Raw genomic sequence first — 17349 nt, forward strand, 5'->3', positions numbered from 1 at the left:
AAACAACATTACTCACTGGCCAGAATAAAAGCTAGAAACAGGAAAACGGAAATGCTTTGGATTTTCTTTGGAATACATACGGCCAATGCGGTATGCATGATAGAAAAGGTCGAAAAGAAAAAAAGAACGGCTGCATAATCAGACTAAAATAATAAGAGGAAAACAGGAGAGGTTTTTAACTTCCCCTAAAAAGACATATACATAATGTACCGTTGGGAAGAAAAAATAAGAATATGTAAATAATATTCTATGAAAAAGATAGGAGACTTGAGGCTTTACAGAAAAAAATTAAGAGAAAAGCTCACGTAAAGTAAAACTGTTCTCTTAATTTATTAGAAAGAGGGACATTTACTGAATATCCCTAATTAAAAAGCCCGTAAACATTAAGTTTGCGGGCTTTTTTTATTGGGGGTGGCGGAATTTATTCCTTCTTCTCAAGCGAGAAGCCCAGCATCATACCGTCGTAGCTGCTTGCCAGCGAACTGATGGTTTTCAACGTTGCATTGCTACTCTTGCTGGAAAGGAAAGTAATCAGCTTCAGAAGTTTGTCCGAGTCAAACAGTAAGTCCATGTTGGCGGATGTACAGTTGACTTTGGCGTTCATGTTAATCAGCTTGACGAACTTCATAGTTACGTGCTTTTCGGCAGAGTCGTATGTATAAGTTCCTTTCAGGGTTTTGGCTCCCAGTTTGGCGCTGAAAGTGCTGTCGGCGGCGAAGGTGAAGCTCAGTTGTCCGGGCTTGATACCTACTTTACTCAACTGCTCGTTGAGTTTGGCTTCGGCTGTGGTAGCGGCAACGGCACCACCGGCTTTCATCAGCAGGTTGTCCGATTCAAATTCGATAGCGGCACCGGTATAGGACCATGTACCTGTCATGTCAACGGTATTTTTGCCGGTAACGGCACTGACTACTTTTTCTACGTTTTCTTTATTGAACAAATCTTTTAGCGATTGCGCCTGGCTATTAGCGGATACCAGTAACAGGGCGGCAATAAATGCCAGCGAAAAAAATCTCTTTTTCATTTTACTAATAAATTATTGGGTATTCATTTCTTTGTTAATACTCTCTATATAATCTAATAACTCTTTTCTGCCCATTCTGTTCTCAGAAGAGGTCACAAAATACGGAGGAAGTTCTTCCCATTGTTCTTTTAGCTTCTTCAGGTACTGCTGGATGTTGGTGTTCAGTCTGCCGCCTTTCAGCTTGTCGCCTTTGGTGAAGACGATGGAGAAGGGTACTCCGTGTTCGCCCAGCCATTCCATAAACTCAAGGTCGATGGTTTGCGGGTCGAGGCGCGAGTCGATGAGCAGGAAGAGGTTGGTCATCTGTTCACGTTCCAGGATATAATCTTCGATGATTCGCTGTATCTGCGTCTTTCCTTTTTGTCCGCGGCGGGCATAACCGTAGCCGGGCAGGTCGACGATGTACCAGCTGTGGTTGATGAGGAAGTGGTTGATGAGCATTGTCTTTCCCGGAGTGGCGGAAGTCATTGCAAGCCCTTTGCGCCCGGTCAGCATATTAATGAGACTGGATTTTCCAACGTTGGAACGTCCGATAAAGGCGTATTCGGGGAATATTCCCGCAGGGCATTTTTTCACGTCTGTATTACTGATGACGAATTCAGCGTTTGTTATCTCCATTTTCTTATTCAAATTTAGAAAGTTTCTTACTCTTTTTTCTCCTTTTTTACGTATGCAAAGGTAGCACTAATTTCAGAATTTCACATAACTTTTTCATGCTTGCATGAAAGTTCTGCCCTCAATTGGCATTATCTTTGCTTTTAAGCGAAGATAAGCTGCACCTCAGCATTAAAAATAAGCAAGCTTATTTTGTACTGCTTTCGGTTTGCATTATCTTTGCCGCCAATAGTTGATTTTTTAGTATGAACGGACAATTTTCCTCGATATTATTGGAAAAGGCGGTGAGCGAATTTGCCAAGCTGCCCGGAGTGGGGCGGAAAACGGCCATGCGTCTGGTGTTGCATCTTTTGCGGCAAGATACGGCGGTGGTAGAGGCTTTCGGTAACGCTATTATTACTTTGAAGCATGAAGTGAAATATTGCAAGGTTTGCCACAACATTTCGGATACGGAGACTTGCCGCATTTGCGCCAATCCGCAGCGGGATGCATCTACGGTCTGTGTCGTGGAGAATATCCGCGATGTGATGGCGGTGGAAGCCACGCAACAGTTCCGTGGATTATATCATGTGTTAGGCGGGGTGATTTCGCCGATGGATGGTGTAGGTCCGGGCGATTTGCAGATAGAAAGCCTTGTGCAACGTGTGGCTGCGGGTGGGATAAAAGAAATTATCCTGGCACTCAGTACCACGATGGAGGGAGATACCACCAACTTTTATATTTACCGTAAACTGGAGAAGATGGGAGTGAAACTGAGCGTGATTGCCCGTGGCATCTCTGTAGGTGATGAATTGGAATATGCAGATGAGGTGACGCTGGGACGCAGTATTGTGAACCGTACTCCTTTTTCGGGAAATTGATGATTTAGCGGGCATCCGCCCGCTAAATCATCAATTAATGTGAATCAGGAGTTAAAATTCATTCATAACGGTGCAGAAAGGAATCAAATGATAATTTAGCGCAGCCCAAGCCTGAAAGGCTTTCATCTTATAGTCCGGGGCAACGCCCCGGGAATGAATTGTACCCCACAATCTTGCGCCCTGTAAGGGCAAAAGCCAGTGTGTACTGTTATGCCCTTACAGGGCGCAGGGATAAACATTACTCAATTCCCAGGGCGTTGCCCTGGGCTATAAGATAAAAGGCTTTCAGCCTTGAGCTGCGCAATGAATGCCTGCTCTGTTCAAATCCCTACAGACATGAGCTAATTTCAACTCCTGATTCGTATAATTAACTATTTTACAATATTGAATAATAAAAAATAGAGAAATGGAAGAACAGATAAAACACGTGGCATCTCGTCAGAAGAGATTCTTTATCGGTTTTTGGCTATTGCCGGTGATCTTAATCGTGGTCGGTGAAACCGATGGAGACTGGGTAGGTAGGTATGCCGCTGATGTGCGCGCTACTTATTTTGCAGAGACATTGACCATCCTGCTGACTGCCATTTGTGTGCCCGTATCGCTGAAACTGTTTGCCTGGGTGCTGACACGTAAGATTGATAAAGTCAGTCTGCCCGAAGCCCTGCGCCTTTATTCTTTCTGGAGTAAAGTTCGCCTGGCACTGCTCACTTTACCGGTATTGGTAGGCTTCGCTGTATATTATCTTATGTTGAGCAACAAAGGCGTGCTTTGTGCATTGATTGCCCTTACAGCCTCGCTGTTCTGCCTGCCCGGCGAAGGACGTTTGCGTAAAGAACTGCATATCAATAAAGAAGAAGTATGAAACTCTCCGTTGTCATAGTCAATTATAATGTGAAGCATTACCTGGAACAGTGCCTCTGTTCCGTGTATAGGGCTATCGACAATCTTTCGGCCGAAGTGCTGGTGGTGGATAATGCATCTGCCGATGGTTCGGAGGCGTATATCACTGAACGCTTCCCACGCGTCACCTATATATATAATAAGGAGAATGTCGGCTTTGCCCGTGCCAATAACCAGGCCATCCGACAGGCGAAAGGAGAGTATGTGCTGTTGTTGAATCCTGATACCCTATTGCCGGAAGATACTTTAGAGAATGCACTCCTTTTTATGGATGCCCATCCACGTGCCGGAGCTGCCGGAGTAAAAATGCTGACCGATGACGGAAAATTTCTGCCGGAGTCAAAGCGCGGTTACCCTACTTTGGCGGCCACTTTCGGTAAATTGTCCGGTTTGGGAAAACTTTTTCCGCATTCCAAAAGCCTCGGTGGCTACTATTGCAATGCTTTGGATATGGACGCCATCCACCGGGTGGAAGTGCTGGCAGGCGCATTCATGTTGCTGCGTGCTTCCGCATTGGACAAGTCCGGATTGCTGGATGAAGACTTCTTCATGTACGGCGAGGACATCGACTTGTCTTGCCGGATAGAGGAGGCGGGATATGAAAACTATTATCTCCCTTACCCGATATTGCACTATAAAGGTGAAAGCACATCGAAAGATACCTACCGTTACGTGCGCGTGTTTTGTGAAGCGATGGATATCTTCTTCCGCAAGCATGGCGAGCGTTATGGAGTTGTCGGACGAGGGTTGGTTCGGGCGGGCATCCATTTGCAGATGTATATTCGCTTGTCGCTGCTTTTCTTGCAGCGTACATTCGGCTTTTCGGGAAAAGAGGCGAAACGATCCTTTCGGAAAGGTCAAGGCCTTCCCCGCTTTTTGGTTTTTGGCGAAGAAGCGACTATCCATAGTCTCCGCAGTCTGTTCAAGCGTAACGGACTGACCGGGAAACATCATTTTGTGGTGTCCAACGAAACATCCTCGGTAGATGGACATGGCGGCACGTTCATCTACCTGAAAGATTTCACGCACGTGGTTTATGATTGCCGCGCCTTTTCTTTTTCAACAATTATCCGTTTGCTTTCCCGCCACCGGAAGACGGGTTTGCATCTGGGAGTCTATAACCCGGAGAGCCGCGTACTGGTGACTCCCGAAAAATGTTATCTCTGACAATGAAACATAGTTATTTTATAAGCGACCGCATCCGCCTCCGTGCCATGGAGCCGGAAGACCTGGAACTGATTTATGAGATGGAGAATGACCCGCAACAGTGGGACATCAGTAACTTCACCGTACCTTATTCGCGTTACGTGATGAAGCAATATCTGGAAAGTTCGCAATGCGACATGTTTGCCGACAAGCAACTGCGTATGATCATTGTGCGCCTTGAAGACGGCATGCCGATAGGGACGATTGACATAACGGACTTTGCCCCCATGCATTCGCGCGGAGAGGTGGGCATCGTTCTCCGGAAGGAATTTCGCGGATCGGGCTACGCCAAAGAGGCGCTGACATTGCTTTGCGACTATGCTTTCGACTTTTTGCGTTTGCGGCAACTCATTGTCCATGTTGCTACGGACAATGAGGCAAGTATGCGCCTGTTCACCTCCTGCGGCTTCGTGCAATGCGGGTTGCTGAAAGACTGGCTGTTTGTAGAAGGATGTTTCAAGGATGTTGCATTAATGCAATGCCTTCGGGCGGATTAATCAATTCAGTGTCGGTATCTGGGGGAAGCGCGACCATGTTTCGTATTTTCCTCCCAGTTGCCCCAACGCATTTTTCCAGAGCTTCGGGCTTCCTTTCTCATTCATAAGTGAAGTGATGTCCGCCGAACCTATCAGCCAGGTGTTTTCTTCTATTTCCTGGCATAGCTGATCGTGTTCCCAACCGGAATACCCCAGAAAGAAACGTATTTTACCGCTGATTTCATTACCTTGCAGGATATAACGGCGAATCGCTTCGAAGTCCCCGTTCAGATAGAAACCTTTGCCTATCTGTAATGAGTCTTCTATATCTTTCAGGGTGTGGAGGTAAAACAGTGTGTCTGTGCTTAACGGGCCACCTTTATATATAGGTATGTCGTCCACGTCTTTGAATTCTTTCAGAACATCATTGAGGCATAGCGTGAGAGGCTTGTTCAACACCAGCCCCATTGTTCCGTCCATGGTGTGGTCTACCAGCAATATAACAGAGCGTCCGAACATCTCATCATAGAGGAATGGCTCAGATATTAACACCTTTCCGCGTGAAGGCACTACGTGGTTGGTTTCTATTTTAAATATATCTGCATTAGTATCCATGCCCCTAATATACAGACAAATCCTCGAAAAACAAATATTATTTCTCTTTTTTCACTGATTGATTTTATTTTTGTGTTATATAACAGGTTTTTATTCAAAAGAAATTGGCTACATTTGCCAGATATAATTTCTTTATTGTATTTCTATGAAACTGACTAGTCATACTTATATATATTTATTGATTCTAAGTTGTTTTTTTTCATATACTGGCTCCAGCTATGCTTTTTCTTCAGAAGATGTAAATGAAAGGTTTAGAATGGCCTCTGCCCAGAAAAAGATTACCGGGCGTGTTTTGGATGAACAAGGCGTCCCTTTGCCGGGCGCCACTGTCTTAGAGAAAGGCACTTCCAACGGGGTGGCTACGAATGTCGACGGTCAGTTTGAACTGACAGTAGCGGATGACGCCGTGTTGCAATTCTCCTTTATGGGATATAAGACAGAGGAGATAAGCGTGAAAGGACATGCCTATCTGGACATTGTGCTGGCGGAAGATGCGGTGGAACTGGATAAAGTGATTGTGACCGCATTGGGCATTGAAAAGAAGGAGCATTCTCTCTCTTATGCCACAAGCCAGATAAAGAATGAAGACTTAAACCGGGTGAAAATGCCCAATCTGATTACTTCGCTCACCGGAAAAGCTGCCGGAGTGCAGATTAACCAGGTTTCATCAGGGGTGGGAGCGTCTGCCAAGGTGAGTATTCGTGGCATCCGTTCGGTGGCCAGTGATAATCAGCCTCTTTATGTGATTGACGGTGTGCCTATGCTGAATTCGACTTCGGAACAGGCTTTCAGTGCCATTGGCGGAACGGCCAATGCGGGTAACCGCGATGGTGGGGACGGAATCTCCGGACTGAACTCGGAGGACATAGAAAGTATCAGTATTCTGAAAGGTGCTCCTGCGGCGGCGCTTTATGGAAGCCAGGCAGCCAATGGTGTGATATTGATTACGACCAAGAAAGGCAAATCGCAGGGACAGCGGAGCATCTCATTCTCTACCAGCCTGATGTTTGATAATGCAATGTCTCTGCCCGAAATGCAGAACCGCTACGGCGTGAGTGACGGCGTGGACAGCTGGGGCGAACGGAAAGACTTGCCGAAGTATGATAATCTGAAAGATTTCTTTTCCACCGGAATGACTTCCATCACTTCCGTATCTGTGAGCCATGGTAATGAGAAGTTGCAGAATTATTTTTCGTATGCCAATACCACAGGGCATGGAATTATCGACAAGAACCGCCTGTCCAAGCATAACATAACGCTCAGGGAGACTTCCGTGATGTTTGATGACCGCCTAAAACTGGACGGCAATGTAAATCTGATGCGTCAGGTTACCAAAAACAAACCGACTGTGGGGGGATTTTATATGAACCCATTGGTGGGGCTATACCGTTTCCCCCGTGGAGAAGATTTGTCGTACTATAAAGATAATTTTGAGGTGTATGATGAGAGCAGAAATCTGAATGTACAGAACTGGCATACATCTTACGAAGACTTCGAGCAGAATCCTTATTGGATAACCAATCGCATACAAAGTAAGGATGTGCGTATGCATGCCATTGTTTCTCTGTCGGCCAATCTGAAAGTGAATGACTGGCTGACGGTGCAGGCCCGTGGCAATGTGGATTGTATTGACGATAAGGTACGCCAGCAGTTTTATGCGTCTACAGCTCCGGCTCTGGCTGGTGCCAATGGGCGCTACGTGGAGATGGATTACCAGGAAATACAGTTTTATGGCGACTTGCTGCTTATGATGAAGAAGCAGTGGGGAGATTACTCCGTAAGCGGTGCGCTGGGTGGCAGTATCAATGATAAGACGGTGAATTCCACCCGTTACGATTCGAAGACGGCTTCCTTGAAGTATGCCAATGTATTTAATCTGGCAAACATACTAATGAACGGTTCGGCAAGTCTGGACCAGAAGATAGATGCACAACGGCAGTTGCAGTCAGTGTTCGGTACGGTGCAGGTGGGATATAAGGAAAGCGCTTACATTGACTTGTCGGCACGTAATGACTGGGCATCTACACTGGCATATACGTCGCATGAGAAAAGTGGCTTCTTTTATCCTTCGGTGGGTACTTCGCTGATATTGAGCCGTCTGCTCAAGTTGCCGGAGTGGGTTTCGTATGCCAAGGTGCGTGCCGCATACAGTTTGGTGGGAAATGATATTCCGATGTTCATCACGAATTCTTCTTCGCATATCACTGCCGGTGGTGAATTTCTGGCGAATGATGCGGCTCCTTTTAAGGATATGGAACCCGAAATGACTTATTCGTGGGAGGCGGGTGCCGAGGCACGCTTTCTGAATAGCCGTATCGGCTTCAATTTGACTTTTTATAAAACAAATACCCGAAATCAGTTCTTCAAATTGCCTACGTTGGCGGGCGATAAATATGCTTACCGCTATGTGAACGCGGGTAATATCCAGAATGTGGGATGGGAAATAGCTTTGGATGCAACCCCTGTGATGAAAAAGAACTTCATGTGGAGTACTACTCTTAATATTGCCTCCAACAGGAACAAGATTATCTCTCTGCACGAGGAACTGAAAGAATTTGTCTACGGCCCTACCAGCTTTTCTTCCAGCTATGCCATGAAATTGGTGAAAGGCGGTTCGATAGGCGATATATACGGAAAAGCGTTTGAAAGAGATGCATCCGGAAACATCATTTATGAGACGGAAGGAAGCAATGCAGGACTGCCGAAGATAATAGGTGACGGAAATACGGTGAAGGTGGGAAATTCTAATCCGAAGTTCCAGATGGGATGGAACCATACACTTTCTTACAAAGACCTCTCACTCTATTTTCTGGTTGATTGTCGTTATGGTGGCGAGGTGCTCTCGCAGACACAGGCGGACATGGATCTGTATGGCGTGTCGGAGGTGACAGCCAAAGCTCGTGACAAAGGATATGTGATGCTTGAAGGGCAAAGGATAGATAATGTGAAAGGATTCTATAAGATAGTGGGCGGACGTGCCGGAACGACGGAATATTATATGTATGACGCCACGAACATCCGGCTGAGAGAACTTTCATTATCCTATCAGTTGCCTGCCTCCTGGATGGAGAAATCGAAAGTCTTGAAAAAAGTGCAGGTGTCATTTATTGCCCGTAATTTGTTCTTCTTTTATAAGAAAGCTCCTTTTGATCCTGATCTGGTATTGTCTACCGGCAATGATAATCAGGGAATCGATGTGTACGGAATGCCTACGACCCGTAGTTGGGGCTTTTCATTGAAGTGTGAATTTTAAACAGGTGAGGAGGAAACAGGAATGAAAAGACAGGCTTGGATATTAGGTGCGTTGTTGGCCTTTGCTTCGTGTACGGGCGATTTCAAAGATATCAATACGGATAAATCCGGAGTGACGGATGATGATTTGCAGATAGATTATAATGAGCATGGCATCCGCCTGGGAATCATCCAGCAAGGCATTTATTTCAATTATGATTATGGAAAAGGTAAAAACTGGCCTTTCCAGCTGACGCAGAATCTGAATGCGGATATGTACAGCGGATATATGCACGATGGCAAGCCGCTGAACGGAGGTAGCCATAATTCGGACTATAACTTGCAGGATGGCTGGAACAGTGCGATGTGGGGACATACTTATTCCTACATCTTTCCGCAGATATATCAGTCGGAGAATGCAACCCGTGACCAGCATCCGGGTTTCTTTGGAGTGACTAAAGTGCTGAAAGTGGAAGTGATGCACCGGGTTACGGACTATTACGGTCCTATCGTGTACACCCGGTTTGCGGATGCCGATGCGAAGTATATGCCCGATACCCAGGAGGAGGTCTATAAAGAGTTCTTCTGTGAACTGGATACGGCGGTGGCCACACTTACCGATTATGTGAAGTCGAACCCGGAAGCTGCTGAGTTTTCGCGTTTTGACATTCTGATGGACGGTGCATATACCTCGTGGATAAAGTTCGCCAATTCTCTGAGAATGAGGCTTGCCGTGAGAATTGCGACGGTTGATGAGGAAAAGGCCCGTACTGAATTCCTGAAAGCCTTTAATAATGAATATGGAGTGCTGGAAGCGGAAAATGAGCCGGTAGCTGTTTCTACCCAGGGAGGATATACCAATCCGCTGGGTGAGCTTAATCTGGTGTGGAACGAGACTTTTATGAGTGCTCCGATGGAATCAATAATGAATGGATATGACGATCCGAGGCGTAGCATCTACTTTGCAACGTGCCAGGATGCAGCGTTTAAGAGCGAATATCATGGAATCCGCCAGGGAACTTGTTTCTCTCACAATAATTATCTGGAGATGTCGAAACTGAAAGTCACTCAGGCGACAGATGCGGTTCTCATGACTGCTGCGGAAGTTTGGTTTCTGCGGGCGGAGGCTGCTTTGCGTAACTGGACGGGAGAATCGGCAGGTGTTTGCTATGAGAAAGGAGTTACTTCTTCTTTGCATCAGCATGGCATCATGCAGAGTGAGAGTTATCTGAATAGTGATAAACTGCCTGCTGACTTTGTGGATACATACGATTCGGAGAATAATATAGAGGCTCGTTGCAAAGTATCTCCGAAATGGATAGAAACGGCTGACCCTGAAATGAAGCTGGAGAAGATTATCACGCAAAAGTGGATTGCCATGTTTCCCGAAGGCTGTGAGGCTTGGGCGGAGCAGCGCAGGACTGGTTATCCGCGACTTTTCCCCGTGCGCTTCAATCATAGTAAGGATGGGTGTGTAGATACGGAGACTATGATACGCCGTTTGAATTTTCCCGGCGGTTTGCAAACGGAGAATCCGGAGCAGTATCAGGCATTGGTGAAAGCTCTGGGTGGAGAAGATAATGCCGGTACCCGTTTGTGGTGGGATACCGGCAGTAACTGGTAGATTTTTATACCGGATGGTTTTCAGCAAAGATTGCCATACGCTCGTCTAACTGTGCGTATTGGTGATCCTGAATGAAAGAGGTGCAGGCACGCAGACCTTCCTGGTGGCTGCCGGTGGTGATCAGTGAAATGGCACTGACACCGTAATACATGAGTTCTTTGGCAAGTTCGCCGCTGGTCATGCCCGGATATCCGATGGTGAAATAGAAACCGTCGGCAACGGGATTGCCCAGATCATTATCATATACTAAATGGAAACCGTGGCGCATGAAAATCTCTTTCAGCTTGTGGGCACGTTCACCGTATATTTTCACTTCATTCAGGAAATTGTATTGTCCGTCGCTGGCTGCTTTCAGCATGGCGGCAAGGGCATATTGTGCAGAGTGGCTTGTGCCGGATGAAAGAGCGTAGAGCACACGATGGATGAATACCGTACCGAATGTACCGCCGCCGTAACGTTTCGTCAGGCCGGGGTAGGAGCGGTGATACAGTTTATCGGAAATGCAACTTACCCCGATGCGTTGTCCGGCATAACTGAATGCTTTGGAGCCGGAAATAAGCAATACATAGTTGTCTGTATAATGTGCTACTGAGGGTTGGAAAGGTGCTTCAAACGGTTTGCTTAAATCCTGGCGGAAGTCCATGGCAAAATAGGCCAGGTCTTCTAAAACGATAATGTCATATTGCGTAGCAAGTTCTCCGATGATGCGCAGTTCTTCTTCTTTCAGACAGATCCAACTGGGGTTATTCGGATTTGAATAGACAATGGCGGAGATATTGCCTTTCGAGAGGTAGCTTTCCAGTTTCTCTTTCAGTTTGTCGCCACGATAGTCATAAACATCGAAGGTCTCAAACTTTTGCCCCATCACTACCAACTGCTGTTTCTGTACGGGGAACCCCGGGTCGATGAATAATATCGTATCCTTCTTTTCATCGCATTGGCTACATGTGAGGAAGGAGGCGAAAGTTCCCTGCATGGAGCCGGTGACAGGTACACAGCCTTCCGGTTTCAGGTTTACATTGATAAAGGCTTTGATGAAGCGTGAGGCTTCTTCTTTCAGCGCAGGCAGGCCGTTGATGTCGGGGTAAAGGCTGGCAATGCCATTTTGCAGGGCTTCTATCTCGGCTCTCACGCCTACAGCCGAAGCCGGAAGTCCCGGTACGCCCATTTCCATTTTAATGAATTCCACGCCCGACTCTGCTTCTGCTTTGGCGGCGATGGCTTTTACTTCACGTATGGTTGCTTTTCCAAAGTCTGCAATCTGAAATGCTTCGATGGTTTCGTCAATCAGTCTACGTTCAATAGGAGTATTTCTCATGGTTTTTCTCGCTTTTAGTTCATTTTGATTTGTTACTCGAATTTTTTTCGTCACACAAAGGTAATATAAATATCTTATAATCAAGCCCACTTTAAAAAAGATGAAAAATATTTCTTTCAAGCTATTGCAGATTTCAAAGAAATGTCTACCTTTGCAACCGCAATCGAGAGAGATAGTAAATGAAAAATGAAATAATGGTGCGTTAGTTCAGTTGGTTAGAATACATGCCTGTCACGCATGGGGTCACGGGTTCGAGTCCCGTACGCACCGCTTAAAGAGAGAATAAATATGAAATAAGCCTTTGATTATCAGTATAATCAAAGGCTTTTTTATATGCAGTACGGAACTTTGAAACTGAATTATCCCTGAAGTTCTTATTTAGGTTTTATTTTTTTATTCCGGGCTTAACCATTCTAACTTTACAAATTATGATTAGAGAAATTAAAGAAACAGATTATCCGCGCTTGATAGAGATTTGGGAGACTGCAGTGCTGAATACACATGATTTCCTAAAAGAAGAGGACTTTTTATATTTCAAGAAACAACTTCCTGTATATTTTCAATATGTTACGTTGTTAGGGTTTGAACAAGCGGGAGATTTGGTTGGATTTATGGGAATTGCAGATGGCAACCTCGAAATGCTATTTGTTGATAACGATTGCCGGGGTGCAGGAATCGGAAAACAACTGATAGCGTATGCGGTAGCTAACTTGCAGGTGACTAAAGTCGACGTGAACGAGCAAAACATTCAAGCGGTTGGTTTTTACGAATATATGGGATTCAACATCGTGGGAAGATCAGAATTGGATGGAGAAGGTAAGGATTATCCCATCTTGCATATGAGGCTGTAGTTTGTTTGATGATTGGCGTGTTAATTATCATGTATATTAGCAATCCTATCTATTAAAATATTACTTTTGCCGCAAAACAAAAGGCGAAACTTAAACTATATAATTAATTTTAGTCAGTTATGAAAACAAAACAATTATTCGGAATACTACTATTCCTCTGTTCAATCGGCTTTGTAAGCTGTGGTGATGATGATGATAACAAAGACCCGGAAGGAAGCGTTATGCTAAACATGATGAATGAAGGAAATGGGAAAACCTTGCTGGGCGCATCAGATGTATATATCAATAACTCAAATAACTTTAAGACCTCTACTTGTTATATTGCCGATGTGGGAGCGACTTCCGGACTTGGAGCACCTGTGAAACTTTCATTGGATAACCTTGCTAAAGAAATAGCTGTCGTTCCTGGACATTTATATCATATATATGATAAAGATGTTCTCTTGGATTTTCCTTCGGGAGAGAGAGCCGTACTGATTGGTTCAGGCTATTACAAAGCCTATGTTGTCTCCCCCATAACAGTGGATGGGGCTACAACCGGAGCGACACTGAAATTTGTATTGGCCTATCCGGAAACAAATGGTTTACCCGAATTTGAAACCGTTATCGGAAATGTGGATAATGTCGGAGATCAGATAGAATATGCATTACCGAAAGATGCAGAATTACACTTTAGTGCTTACCTGGATGATGAGAAAGATTCATTTGATATACAATTCGTAAACGGGAAATTAAAGATTGCGTTGCTGAAAAGTATCAATCAGATTTCCGGTCCTTATGGGGATTATGGGATATTTGTCCGTTCAGGAGATGCATTTACTTATATAATGTTTAAGGCGGGCATGAAGAAATAAGATTATGCGTTTGGCAATAGAATATTAGCTAAATAGGTGCATAAAAATAAAGCTCCGCAAATCAGTCTGCGGAGCTTTTTCTATATCATTTAAAATGCTTGTTACGCCCTATATATTTTTTTTCCAGTGAATAAATGAACTCTTATCGACTTTATTTGTCCCTATCAATTGCAGGTTGTAGGAATTCAGACCGGCGTAGCGGTATTCACCATAGTTAATGCCCCCCAATAAGTCTATATTCAGAAATGCGCGGACTAGCATCAATCCGCATTTCTCTATTTTTTCGACAATGCATTTGCCTCCTAAAAGGTTCATTAGCAGATAAGCTGATACTTCGTAGGCACACCAGCCACATTCTTCCAGATACAGATTAATACAGCAATCATTAGATTGCTCTTTTGCAAATACTTCAGAAACTTCTTTTCTCATGATAATCAATTTTACTCGGTTTTAGGATTCGGGCAAAACTTATTCCCTCATTGTTAAAACAAAAAAATCGACATTACGGTTTTTGGTAGTGGTTAAACTATTCGGATTATTAACAGTATAAAAGAGATCGTAACAAAGAGTACTCTGCTACGGAGTGGAAGAACACATCGCCATCCAGCAAATAGAGAACCGGATAATTCATATCGGATTCTCCTGCACGTTTCTCTGGTTGATCGCCTTCCATATGTCAAAATAACAGTCATTAACTTCTACTGCACTAACCATTCTTTATACAAGGCTACACCCTTTCCCCCGGATGGTGTAGCCATCACTCTGCAAAGGTGTAGCCATCCGGGAAAAAGGGTGTAGCCTTGTATAAACTGCCTTATAAGTACTTCTGAGAGGGATGAACAAACTTTATATAAGGCCTGCCTTATTCTTTGTATGTAATGTTTTCAGACGGTGTAGTCGATGCGGCAATTCACCTTACGGAGCGTAGGGTACAGTTTTTTCAGCATAATGCGATAGGTTTTGGGAGGGTTGCTCATTCAGTTGCAGCGAACCTTCCGGTGATGCGAATCTTTCTATATAAACATTGGTAATGGTCGGTTTCTTATCACCGTGTATCTTATTAAGCATGTTCTGAATATTTCGTAACCCAATCTGATTATTCATAAAATCGGGTAGGATAACAGATTTGCCCACCGGGAAGTCGAGATGGGCTTCGTATTGTTTTCACGATTTCGGCTTTCGGCTGAATAAAAGAAAGAGTGGGGAGCAGGGCTGCCAGGCGCTTGGTTTCTGTAGAAACTTCATTTATGATCATTTCTTGTGCCAATACTTATTGTAATGATACTGAAAGAGATTTTATTTCACCTTATGAAACTGCATTTATAAGCTTGTGTCGGATAATCTTTTTTATGAATATATACTCAAGTTTAAGAGATATATTATTCTCTATTTATAATTTTATCTTTTTTTCTTTTGTTCGTAGTTGTCTTTATTCTTTTTTTATTTAATTTTGTCTGCACTATTTTATTTGGGAATATGAACTCAAACCATAATAAATAATTAATCGGCCATGACACAAATAGTAGAGTTGAAAGGTACGGAGAAACGGTTATACCAACTTGTTGCTCCCTTGGTTATGAATCCTGAAGTGTTGAAACAGAACTATAATTATCCTTTTCGTACATCGGAAAGTTTTATATGGTTTGTTGCAGTGGATGGGAAAGAAGTGATTGGTTTTCTGCCGCTGGAATACAAGAAACGGGAGGTGGTTATTAATAACTATTATATAAAGGGAAATGATACGGAGGTGTTGAAAGCTCTTTTAGAGAAAGTAATAGCCAGCATGGATGAAGACAAACAATTAAGTTCGGTCACGTTTGTTGAACACCAGAAAACGTTTCAGGAGCTGGGATTTTCTGTAGAGAAAATGTGGAAGCGCTACGTGAAAATGAATAAGGAGAAATAAAGATGGCAGAACTTCAGAAGAATGTATATGAGTTGGCAGAAGAGCGGTTAGACATTATTTTTAAACAGTTTGATAATATTTGCGTCTCTTTTTCAGGAGGAAAGGATAGCGGAGTATTGCTGAACTTATGTATCGACTATATCCGGCGGCATAACCTGAAACGAAAACTCTGTGTCTATCATATGGATTATGAAATCCAATATAGCATGACTATTGATTATGTGGACCGTATTTTGGAAGCCAATAAGGATATTGTAGATGTGTATCGGGTTTGCGTTCCTTTCAAAGTAACTACCTGTACATCCATGCATCAGAGTTATTGGCGTCCATGGGACCCTGAGATGCGTGATATATGGGTACGGAAGATGCCGAAAGGCAGTTTGCCTGTGGAGCACTTTCCATTTTATACGGATGCGATGTGGGATTATGAGTTTCAGATGCATTTTGCCAAGTGGCTGCACGAAAAGAAGGATGCGGTTCGTTCCTGTTTCCTAATAGGTATTCGCACGCAGGAAAGTTTCAATCGCTGGCGCAGCATTCATCTTGCCCGGAAATATCAAATGTATCATAATTACCGGTGGACCTCTAAAATCGGAAATGATATCTTCAATGCTTATCCTATTTATGACTGGAAAACGACGGATATCTGGACGGCCAATGGAAAATTCGGCTGGGACTATAATCATTTATATGATTTATACTATAAGGCTGGTGTAAACATCGAGCGTCAGCGTGTGGCAAGTCCTTTTCTCTGCGAAGCCCAGGAGAGTCTGCGTCTTTATAAAGTAATCGATCCCTCCACTTGGGGAAAGATGATAGGCCGTGTCAATGGAGTGAACTTCACCGGTATCTATGGTGGAACACATGCCATGGGATGGCAGACTGTCCGTTTGCCGAAAGGATATACCTGGAAGGAGTTCATGCAATTCCTGCTATCTACATTGCCGGAAGATACCCGGCGTAATTATTTGAAGAAGTTGACCGTCAGCATTGAATTCTGGCGCACTAAGGGCGGCTGCCTCAGTGAGGAGACTATTCAGAAACTCTTAAAAGCCGGTGTGTCACTGGAGGTGGTGAATACCACCAATTATAAAACGAATAAGAAACCGGTGAAAATGGATTATCTGGATGATATTGATATTTCTGAATTCCGTGAGATACCAACTTACAAGAGAATGTGTGTTTGCATATTGAAGAACGATCATGCTTGCAAATACATGGGCTTTGCCTTGAATAAGGAAGAAGCTTACAAGAGAGATAAAATAATGGAACAATTCAAAAATATGATGTTATGAGTGAAAATCTAAGCCCGGTATATTCTGTAAAAGCTGTGCCGGTAGAGAAAATTGTGGCGAATGATTATAATCCCAATATTGTGGCGCCACCCGAGATGAAACTACTGGAACTTTCTATTTGGGAAGATGGCTTTACGATGCCCTGCGTATGTTATTATGATAACGAAACAGACCGCTACATTTTGGTAGACGGTTATCATCGTTATAGTGTATTGAGAAGTTCAAAGCGTATCTATCAGCGTGAAAACGGCTTGTTGCCCGTAGTGGTGATTGATAAGGAATTGTCCAACCGCATGGCATCCACCATCCGGCATAACCGTGCTCGTGGTTCGCACAATATAGAGTTGATGTGCCACATTGTAGCCGAATTGGATAAAGCGGGGATGTCCGACCAGTGGATAATGAAAAATATTGGCATGGATCGGGATGAATTGCTCCGTTTGAAGCAGATTTCCGGTTTGGCAGCTTTATTTTCGGATAAGAGTTTTAGCATCCCAAACCCGGTTGAATTTCCTGTTCAAGAAGAATAAAAAGCTCGTTGGAGGGATTTTTATTTCTATTATGTTCTTTTGTT

At 44.0% G+C, this 17349-nt stretch carries 16 protein-coding genes, 1 tRNA gene and 3 pseudogenes; 13 read left to right on the forward strand and 7 right to left on the reverse strand.

Annotated features, from left to right (window positions below):
• Nucleotides 1-138: pseudogene (locus tag BUC01_RS16290) on the forward strand (DDE transposase); the annotation flags it as partial.
• 283 nt (nucleotides 139-421) lie between these two features.
• On the opposite strand, the gene BUC01_RS16295 reads toward BUC01_RS16290, so the two are convergent.
• Both BUC01_RS16295 and yihA read right to left on the reverse strand, forming a co-directional pair.
• Nucleotides 422-1024: a DUF4923 family protein gene (locus BUC01_RS16295; RefSeq protein ID WP_025835980.1), complete on the reverse strand. Its 603-nt coding sequence runs from the start codon at nucleotides 1022-1024 to the stop codon at nucleotides 422-424.
• 12 nt (nucleotides 1025-1036) lie between these two features.
• On the reverse strand, nucleotides 1037-1642 hold the full coding sequence (gene yihA, locus BUC01_RS16300; RefSeq protein WP_025835978.1) for a ribosome biogenesis GTP-binding protein YihA/YsxC: 606 nt from the start codon (nucleotides 1640-1642) through the stop codon (nucleotides 1037-1039).
• 242 nt (nucleotides 1643-1884) lie between these two features.
• Here yihA and recR point away from each other — a divergent pair, with 242 nt between their 5' ends.
• From recR to BUC01_RS16320, 4 genes are all read left to right on the forward strand, one after another.
• Nucleotides 1885-2499 carry a recombination mediator RecR gene (gene recR / locus BUC01_RS16305; protein WP_025835976.1) on the forward strand — a complete coding sequence of 205 codons (615 nt, stop codon included), beginning with the start codon at nucleotides 1885-1887 and terminating at the stop codon, nucleotides 2497-2499.
• A 406-nt stretch (nucleotides 2500-2905) separates the two neighbouring features.
• Nucleotides 2906-3361 carry a hypothetical protein gene (locus BUC01_RS16310; RefSeq protein WP_025835974.1) on the forward strand — a complete coding sequence of 152 codons (456 nt, stop codon included), beginning with the start codon at nucleotides 2906-2908 and terminating at the stop codon, nucleotides 3359-3361.
• Nucleotides 3358-4566: a glycosyltransferase family 2 protein gene (locus BUC01_RS16315; RefSeq protein WP_025835972.1), complete on the forward strand. Its 1209-nt coding sequence runs from the start codon at nucleotides 3358-3360 to the stop codon at nucleotides 4564-4566. The genes BUC01_RS16310 and BUC01_RS16315 overlap by 4 nt, the downstream gene beginning before the upstream one ends.
• Nucleotides 4567-4568: 2 nt before the next feature.
• Nucleotides 4569-5102, forward strand: coding sequence for a GNAT family N-acetyltransferase (locus BUC01_RS16320; protein ID WP_073314232.1), 534 nt, complete (start codon nucleotides 4569-4571; stop codon nucleotides 5100-5102).
• Here BUC01_RS16320 and BUC01_RS16325 read toward each other — a convergent pair whose 3' ends face one another.
• Nucleotides 5103-5696 (reverse strand): YqgE/AlgH family protein, encoded by a 594-nt coding sequence (locus BUC01_RS16325; protein ID WP_073314234.1) that lies wholly within the window; start codon nucleotides 5694-5696, stop codon nucleotides 5103-5105. It abuts the gene before it with no gap.
• Nucleotides 5697-5952: 256 nt separating this feature from the next.
• Here BUC01_RS16325 and BUC01_RS16330 point away from each other — a divergent pair, with 256 nt between their 5' ends.
• Both BUC01_RS16330 and BUC01_RS16335 read left to right on the forward strand, forming a co-directional pair.
• A complete protein-coding gene (locus tag BUC01_RS16330; RefSeq protein WP_139261879.1) occupies nucleotides 5953-8949 on the forward strand; it encodes a SusC/RagA family TonB-linked outer membrane protein in 2997 nt (998 codons plus the stop codon).
• Between the two features lie 21 nt (nucleotides 8950-8970).
• Nucleotides 8971-10551: a SusD/RagB family nutrient-binding outer membrane lipoprotein gene (locus BUC01_RS16335; protein ID WP_025833920.1), complete on the forward strand. Its 1581-nt coding sequence runs from the start codon at nucleotides 8971-8973 to the stop codon at nucleotides 10549-10551.
• 4 nt (nucleotides 10552-10555) lie between these two features.
• Here the strand turns inward: BUC01_RS16335 and BUC01_RS16340 are convergent, their stop codons facing one another.
• A complete protein-coding gene (locus BUC01_RS16340; RefSeq protein ID WP_073314236.1) occupies nucleotides 10556-11869 on the reverse strand; it encodes an aminotransferase class I/II-fold pyridoxal phosphate-dependent enzyme in 1314 nt (437 codons plus the stop codon).
• A 196-nt stretch (nucleotides 11870-12065) separates the two neighbouring features.
• On the opposite strand from BUC01_RS16340, the gene BUC01_RS16345 reads away from it, so the two are divergent.
• The 3 genes from BUC01_RS16345 (at nucleotide 12066) to BUC01_RS16355 (ending at nucleotide 13574) form a co-directional block, all read left to right on the forward strand.
• A tRNA-Asp gene (locus tag BUC01_RS16345) sits at nucleotides 12066-12139 on the forward strand.
• Between the two features lie 158 nt (nucleotides 12140-12297).
• Nucleotides 12298-12720, forward strand: coding sequence for an acetyltransferase (locus BUC01_RS16350; RefSeq protein ID WP_025833921.1), 423 nt, complete (start codon nucleotides 12298-12300; stop codon nucleotides 12718-12720).
• A gap of 119 nt (nucleotides 12721-12839) precedes the next feature.
• The gene (locus tag BUC01_RS16355) at nucleotides 12840-13574 is read left to right on the forward strand and encodes a DUF5036 family protein (protein WP_025833923.1); all 735 of its coding nucleotides are present in this window, start codon (nucleotides 12840-12842) and stop codon (nucleotides 13572-13574) included.
• Between the two features lie 108 nt (nucleotides 13575-13682).
• Here BUC01_RS16355 and BUC01_RS16360 read toward each other — a convergent pair whose 3' ends face one another.
• The 3 genes and pseudogenes from BUC01_RS16360 to BUC01_RS26230 all read right to left on the reverse strand — a co-directional run.
• The gene (locus BUC01_RS16360; RefSeq protein ID WP_025833925.1) at nucleotides 13683-14003 is read right to left on the reverse strand and encodes a hypothetical protein; all 321 of its coding nucleotides are present in this window, start codon (nucleotides 14001-14003) and stop codon (nucleotides 13683-13685) included.
• A gap of 136 nt (nucleotides 14004-14139) precedes the next feature.
• A pseudogene (locus BUC01_RS25905) lies at nucleotides 14140-14232 on the reverse strand (alpha/beta hydrolase); the annotation flags it as partial.
• Nucleotides 14233-14534: 302 nt separating this feature from the next.
• Nucleotides 14535-14844: pseudogene (locus BUC01_RS26230) on the reverse strand (hypothetical protein); the annotation flags it as partial.
• A 240-nt stretch (nucleotides 14845-15084) separates the two neighbouring features.
• Here BUC01_RS26230 and BUC01_RS16365 point away from each other — a divergent pair.
• From BUC01_RS16365 to BUC01_RS16375, 3 genes are read left to right on the forward strand one after another with little or no spacing between them, the layout of a single operon-like run.
• The gene (locus tag BUC01_RS16365) at nucleotides 15085-15480 is read left to right on the forward strand and encodes a hypothetical protein (protein ID WP_025833929.1); all 396 of its coding nucleotides are present in this window, start codon (nucleotides 15085-15087) and stop codon (nucleotides 15478-15480) included.
• 2 nt (nucleotides 15481-15482) lie between these two features.
• A complete protein-coding gene (locus BUC01_RS16370; protein ID WP_025833931.1) occupies nucleotides 15483-16775 on the forward strand; it encodes a DUF3440 domain-containing protein in 1293 nt (430 codons plus the stop codon).
• Nucleotides 16772-17305, forward strand: a complete 534-nt coding sequence (locus BUC01_RS16375; protein WP_025833933.1) for an IbrB-like domain-containing protein — start codon at nucleotides 16772-16774, stop codon at nucleotides 17303-17305. Before BUC01_RS16370 ends, BUC01_RS16375 begins: the two co-directional genes overlap by 4 nt.
• The last annotated feature ends 44 nt before the right edge of the window (nucleotides 17306-17349 follow it).

It is taken from the genome of Bacteroides stercorirosoris (assembly GCF_900142015.1).
Taxonomy (GTDB): Bacteria; Bacteroidota; Bacteroidia; order Bacteroidales; family Bacteroidaceae; genus Bacteroides; species Bacteroides stercorirosoris.